This window comes from Mycobacterium sp. (assembly GCF_035506235.1).
Lineage (GTDB): Bacteria > Actinomycetota > Actinomycetes > Mycobacteriales > Mycobacteriaceae > Mycobacterium.
Map to the genome: position 1 here is coordinate 1 of NZ_DATJPU010000104.1, position 2066 is coordinate 2066.

Below are 2066 nucleotides of genomic sequence, written 5' to 3' on the forward strand. Positions count from 1 at the left end.
GGCCTTGCAGTCCCTCGAAAATTGCACCCGTCGCGCAAATGTGGGCGCGCCTTGGATATTCGCCTTTGACAACAGTTAATTTGGACGAGTTTCGAAGCTGTTTCACAGCTGGACACGCTATCGTAATCTCATTATCGGCGCCGATGTGCCAATGCCCTCGGCAGCCCATTCAGTAGCGCCTTTCTTCCAAATCAGTCAGTTGGCAGAGGAGATGAAGCTATGAGGGCACAGAGGAAAAACCGTCGATTTATGCGTTCGGCGGCGGTGGGTGGCTCCCTTCTGATCGCCGGCATCGCCTGGGCAGGCCCGGCCGGGGCCGACGCCGCGTCGTACCTCAACGACCTGCACAACGCCGGCATCCACGACGTCGACGGCGGCGACCCCGCGCTGCTTCAGGTGGGCCAGAAGCTGTGCACCCAGGTCTCGTATGGCGTTTCCCCCGCACAGCTGAAGAACATGGCGCTGCAACGCTCCGACGCCCAGCTCGGTGGTCGAGGGCTGACCCCCGCCCAGGCGAACGAACTGGTTAACTACGCGGTGGCCGATCTTTGCCCGAACTACTGAGGAATCGCTTTTGTGCGTCTGATCGTATGAAGTTATCCCCAGTTCGATATTGATCCACAGGGACCGCCTCGGCCATTTGTCGCGTTCGGCGGCAACCCATATCATTCGAACGTGGGTTCGATCGAGTTGCCGCCGGAGTTGGGTGCCGGATTGGACGCGCTCGATGCTGCCCTGAAAGCCATTGGCGAGTTGAATTTCGCTCACTTCGGTCCTGCCGTCCGCCTGCGCGCGCTGGAGCGGATGGAGACGGCTCGACGGCGGCAGATCGCGGTGAGCCACGACGTGATCGCGGGCCTGGAAAAGGAGGATCCCGCCGCCGTCGGCGGTCCCGTCCACAAGGTGGTCGCCGACTGGCTGCGGATCAGCCCTACCGAGGCCTCCCGCCGGCTCCGGGACGCCAAACAGCTTTCCGCGCGTTCGACCCTCACCGGCCAGGAGCTGCCACCGGAGCTGCCGGCCACCGCCCAGGCCTGGCGCGCCGGAATGCTCGACGCTCAGCACCTGCGGGTGATTCAGACGTTCGTCCACGACCTTCCGGAAGAGACACCGGTCGACGCGGTGGAAAGGGCCGAGAGATTCCTCGCCCGGCAAGCGGTGGAGCTGCGTCCCGACCAGCTCGAGAAGGTGGCCCACCGGTGCGCGCTGTGGATCAATCCGGACGGCAAGTTCTCCGACGCCGACCGCGCGCGCCAGCGCGGCTTCACCTGGTGTGGCCAGCGGGCCGACGGGATGAGCCTCGGCAAGCTGGTGGCGTCGCCGGAGTTGCGCGCCAGCCTCGATGCGTGGCTGGCGCGGTTCGCGGCGCCCGGGATGTGCAATCCCGACGACGAAACCGCCTGCGTCACCGGGGAACCCGATGAAGACCGCGCGCGCAGAGATTCGCGCAGCCACGCCCAGCGCCAACACGACGCGCTCAACGCCCTGGTGCGTGGCCAGCTGGGCGATCCGAAATTGGGCCGGCACAACGGATTGCCCGTCACCGTCATCGTCTCCACGACGCTGCAGGAATTGAGCTCCGGCGCGGGCCGGGCCATGACGGGCGGCGGCACGCTGGTGCCGATGCGCGACCTGATCCGGATGGCCAGCCACGCCTATCACTATTTGGCCGTGTTCGACCAGCACTCGAACCGGCCCCTGTATCTCGGGCGCACGCGCCGCATCGCCTCACCGGATCAGCGCATCGTCCTCTACGCGAAGGACCGCGGCTGCACCCACCCGGGCTGCAACGTTCCGGGCTACTGGTGTCAGGTCCACCACATCGACGACTGGGCAATGGGAGGCCGCACTGACGCCGACAAGCTCACCTTCACCTGTCAGCCCAACCACAGGCTCCTGGAAATGGGTTGGACAACAAGGAAACTGCCCGACGGCCGCACCGAGTGGATCCCGCCTCCGCACTTGGACCGCGGCGCGCGCACCAACGACTATCACCACCCGGAGCGCCTCTTCGATGACGACGAGGACCCTTGAGCCGTTTGACCCCTCGCCTACTTCTTGAACCG

General features: G+C 65.4%; 2 protein-coding genes. Both read left to right on the top strand.

What is annotated here, in order from left to right; translation table 11 throughout:
- The first annotated feature begins 219 nt into the window (after positions 1-219).
- Positions 220-564, top strand: a complete 345-nt coding sequence (locus VMD50_RS09710) for a DUF732 domain-containing protein (protein ID WP_325427211.1) — start codon at positions 220-222, stop codon at positions 562-564.
- Positions 565-675: 111 nt separating this feature from the next.
- Positions 676-2034 carry an HNH endonuclease signature motif containing protein gene (locus VMD50_RS09715; protein WP_325427213.1) on the top strand — a complete coding sequence of 453 codons (1359 nt, stop codon included), beginning with the start codon at positions 676-678 and terminating at the stop codon, positions 2032-2034.
- Positions 2035-2066: the final 32 nt, after the last annotated feature.